The following is a 3,850-nucleotide window of genomic DNA, read 5'->3' as shown; positions in this document are numbered from 1 at the left end:
CCGCCGACCCTGGACGAGGTGGCGCGACTGGCCGGCGTCTCGCGCGCGACGGCGTCCCGGGCGATCAACGGCGGCAACCGGGTGTCGCCGACCGCCCAGGCGGCGGTGGCGGCTGCGGTCGAGTCGCTCGGCTACTCGCCCAACCCGGCGGCGCGGAGCCTGGTGACCCGGCGGACCGACTCGGTCGCGCTCGTCGTACCGGAGCCGGACGAGCGGGTCTTCTCCGACCCGTTCTTCGTGCACATGGTGCGCAGCGTCAACCGGGTGCTCGCCGCCAGGGACCTGCAGCTGGTGCTCCTGCTCGCCCGGCCCGGCGAGGAGGAGCGCCGAGTGCTGCGCTACCTCAGCAACCGCCACATCGACGGCGCGATCGTGGTCTCCCACCACTCCGGAGACCGGCTCGCTGAGCACCTGGCCGCGCTCGGTCTGCCGTGCGCCTTCGTCGGCCGGCCGTGGACCGGCGCCGACACCGTCCCCTACGTCGACACCGACAACGCCGCGGGCGCCAAGCTCGGCACCGAGCGGCTGATCGACCGCGGCTGCCGCCGGATCGGGACCATCGCCGGACCGCCCGACATGGCGGCGGGCGCCGACCGGCTCGACGGCTGGCGGGCTGCCCTGCACGAGGCGGGGATCCCCGACGACGCCGTCGAGCACGGCGACTTCACCGAGATCGGCGGCGCCGCCGCCGCGCGCACCCTGCTCGAGCGGGTGCCGGACCTCGACGGCCTCTTCGTGGCGTCGGACCTGATGGCGGCGGGTGCCCTGGACGTCCTGGCCGCGGCCGGCCGGAGGATTCCCGACGACATCGCCGTCGTCGGGTACGACGACCTCGGCGTCGCCGACCGCACCAGTCCGCCGCTGACCACGGTTCGGCAGCCGATCGGTGAGATGGCGGAGCAGGCGACGCGGATGCTGCTGGATCAGATCGAGGACGGTGGAGCGCCCCGAGCGATCCGGGTGATCTTCCCCCCGAAGCTGGTGCAGCGCGACAGCGCCTGACCAGGGAGCCCTGGTCAGGGTGGTCGCTGCCGCCCGGACCCGGTTTGATGGTCGGCATGCTGCTCGACCTCCAGCTCGACGGGCGCCCCGACCAGGCTCTCGCCCGCGCCCGCGAGCTGGTGGAGGCGGGAGCCCACGGGCTGTTCACCTTCGAGGGCCCGCACGACGTCTTCCTGCCGCTCGCAGCGGTCGCCGGCCACCTCTCGACCGATCTGATGACGAACGTCGCGATCGCGATGCCGCGCTCGCCCATGCACCTCGCCCACACGGCATGGGACCTGCAGCTGATGTCCGGGGGCAGGTTCCGGCTCGGCCTCGGCTCCCAGATCCGGCCGCACATCGAGAAGAGGTACGGCGCCACCTGGTCGCCGCCCGCGGCGCGGATGCGCGAGATCGTCGGCGCCGTCAAGGCGATCCTGACGTCGTGGCAGGAGGGGACGCCGCTGTCGTTCGAGGGCGAGCACACCCGGCACACCCTGATGCCGCCCACGTTCGTCCCCGGGCCGAACCCGTTCGGGCCGCCGCCGGTGCTGCTGGGCGCACTCGGACCGGTGATGACCCGCACCGCCGCCGAGGTGGCGGACGGGCTGCTGGTGATGCCCTTCCACAGCGCGCGACACTTCCGGGAGCGGACCCTGCCTGCGGTCGCCGAGGGGCTCGCCCGCTCGGGGCGGCCGACCTCCGACTTCGCGGTCCTGCCCCAGGCGGTCGTGGCGATGGGTCGCACCGAGGACGAGATGGCCGCCGCCGCGGCCGGGGTCCGCGGCCTGCTCGCGTTCTACGGGTCCACCCCGGCCTACCGGCCGGTGCTCGACGTCGAGGGCTGGGGCGACGTCCAGCCCGAGCTCAACCGCCTGTCCAAAGCCGGTGACTACCGGGCCATGACCGAGCTGGTCACCGACGAGATGCTGGAGACGATCGCCGTCGTCGGCACCCCGGAGCACTGCGCCGCCGAGATCCGCCGGCGCTTCGCCGATGTCGCCGACCGGGTGTGCTGCTACTTCCCGGGCTACCAGCCTGCGGCCGAGCAGATCACGGCCCTGGCCGCCGGTCTCGCCTGAGGTCGCCGTACTCTCTGGGCCGTGAGCGCTGAGGACCTGCTGATCGACCGCGACCGCCTCGGACCCGGTGTCGTCGAGGTCACCTTCAACCGGCCGGAGCGGCGCAACGCCTTCACCAGGGCCATGTACGGCGCCCTGCGGGCGTTGTGCGAGGAGCTGGCCGAGGATCGATCGGTGCGCGTGGTCGTCCTGCGCGGCGCCGGCGGGAAGGCGTTCGCGGCGGGCAACGAGATCAGTGACTTCCTCGAGGCGGACGCGGTGGCCTACGAGAACTGGATCCGTGAGCTGCTCGAGATGCTCTGGGCGCTGCCGCAGGTGACCATCGCCGCGATCGACGGCGTGTGCGTGGGTGGCGGACTGGCTGTCGCGACGCACTGCGACCTACGGGTGGCCACGGCGTCGTCGCGGTTCGGCTACCCGATCGCCCGGACGCTGGGCAACGCGCTGTCGGGCTCGATCGTCTACCGGTGTGCGGCAACGTTCGGAGAGCCGTTGACGCGTGAGATGCTGCTCGCTTCCCGCCTGGTGTCGGCCGATCGCGCCTACAGCGTCGGAGCCGTCGTCGCGTCCGTGGAGGACGCCGCCGCGCTGGACGCCGAGGTCGCCGCGATCGTCGACGGGATCGCACAGGCCTCACGAGTGACGATCGAGGTCACCAAGCACCAGCTGCTGTCGCGGGCCCGAGTGGCCGAGGCCTCGCCCGAGGGCGAGGAGGAGCTGCTGCGCAGCGTCTACACGGGCGAGGACTTCGCCGAGGGCGTGCGCGCGTTCTTGGCCAAGGAGAAGCCCGCCTTCGGGCGGTAGCGCCGACAGGCCCGGTTCAGACCACCGGCGAGCGACTGCGGGTCCAGCGGCTGCGGGTCCAGCGGCTGTCGCGGAGAGCGACCGCTGCCACGACGCCGGCGACGGCGCCGAACAGGTGGCCCTGCCACGAGATGCCGGGCTGGCCGGGCAGCACACCCCACAGGACGCCGCCGTACCCGAGGAGCACCAGCACTCCGACCCCGATCTGGACCAGGTTGAGGTTCACGATGCCGCGGACCGCGAGGTAGGTGATCCAGCCGAAGACCAGACCCGACGCGCCGATGTGGATCGAGCTGCTGCCGGCAACCAGCCACACCCCGAGCCCGCCGAGCAGCCAGATCAGCGCCGTCGCCGCGAGCCCGCGCGCGATCCCGGTGGCGAGCGTGAGGAACCCCAGGACCAGCACGGGGACGCTGTTGGCGACGAGGTGTCCCCACCCGCCGTGCAGCAGCGGCGCGAACAGGATCCCGAGCAACCCCTCGTCCGACCGGGGCCGGATCCCCTCATGGTCGAGGCGGTGCGCCACGAGCACGTCGACCATCTCGACCAGCCAGAGGAGCGCGACGAACGCGATCGCGCCGACGGCAGCGCCCTGCCATCCGGGGATCTGCCGCCAGGCGCGTCGCATCGGCCCAGTGTGGCACCGGTCTCGACCGCCTCCACGGGCCGCTGAGGCGCGGCGCTACGAGCGCCAGCTGATCACCCAGTACTGCACGCCGAACGGCGCGTCGTCGTAGCGCACGTCGGCGGTCGCCCCCTGCGGCACGAGCGCAGGCAGCTGCACCAGTGCGCCCACGTCGGCCCAGAGCGCGTCGGCGAGGGCGTGGTCGACCAGACCCAGCGCCGCGACGTCGCCGGTGAGCGCCGCCCGCAGTCCGGCGTCGAAGTGCTGCGCCCGCTCGTCGAGGTGGCCGGGAGCCTTCTCGGTGCGCTTGGCCGAGCCGTTGCCGACGACGAGCACTCCGGTCTCGCCCGCGTCCACG

Annotated in this window: 4 protein-coding genes and 1 pseudogene; 3 read left to right on the top strand and 2 right to left on the bottom strand. The window is 73.2% G+C overall.

Annotation, left to right across the window (positions count from 1 at the left end):
* The 3 genes from E7Z54_RS05860 to E7Z54_RS05850 all read left to right on the top strand — a co-directional run.
* A partial coding sequence (locus E7Z54_RS05860; protein ID WP_206056036.1) for a LacI family DNA-binding transcriptional regulator occupies positions 1-1,002 on the top strand: 1,002 nt, incomplete at its 5' end.
* A 56-nt stretch (positions 1,003-1,058) separates the two neighbouring features.
* Positions 1,059-2,063 carry a TIGR03617 family F420-dependent LLM class oxidoreductase gene (locus E7Z54_RS05855; RefSeq protein WP_136432071.1) on the top strand — a complete coding sequence of 335 codons (1,005 nt, stop codon included), beginning with the start codon at positions 1,059-1,061 and terminating at the stop codon, positions 2,061-2,063.
* A gap of 21 nt (positions 2,064-2,084) precedes the next feature.
* Positions 2,085-2,867 (top strand): enoyl-CoA hydratase-related protein, encoded by a 783-nt coding sequence (locus tag E7Z54_RS05850; RefSeq protein ID WP_136432070.1) that lies wholly within the window; start codon positions 2,085-2,087, stop codon positions 2,865-2,867.
* A gap of 16 nt (positions 2,868-2,883) precedes the next feature.
* On the opposite strand, the gene E7Z54_RS05845 is transcribed toward E7Z54_RS05850, so the two are convergent.
* Together E7Z54_RS05845 and E7Z54_RS22975 are read right to left on the bottom strand one after the other, a co-directional pair.
* Entirely contained in the window at positions 2,884-3,495 is a 612-nt protein-coding gene (locus E7Z54_RS05845; protein WP_136432069.1) for a rhomboid family intramembrane serine protease, read from the bottom strand.
* 54 nt (positions 3,496-3,549) lie between these two features.
* Positions 3,550-3,850 (bottom strand): annotated as a pseudogene (locus E7Z54_RS22975) (hypothetical protein); the annotation flags it as partial.

This window comes from Nocardioides sp. (genome assembly GCF_004803405.1).
Taxonomy (GTDB): Bacteria; Actinomycetota; Actinomycetes; order Propionibacteriales; family Nocardioidaceae; genus Nocardioides; species Nocardioides vastitatis.
This window is presented reverse-complemented; position numbering and strand designations above follow the sequence as displayed.

What these genes read in the sequence shown, in the direction of transcription:
- E7Z54_RS05845 (WP_136432069.1), bottom strand. Translation starts at nt 3,495, where the DNA reads ATGCGACGCGCCTGGCGGCAGATCCCCGGATGGCAGGGCGCTGCCGTC.
- E7Z54_RS05855 (WP_136432071.1), top strand. Translation starts at nt 1,059, where the DNA reads ATGCTGCTCGACCTCCAGCTCGACGGGCGCCCCGACCAGGCTCTCGCC.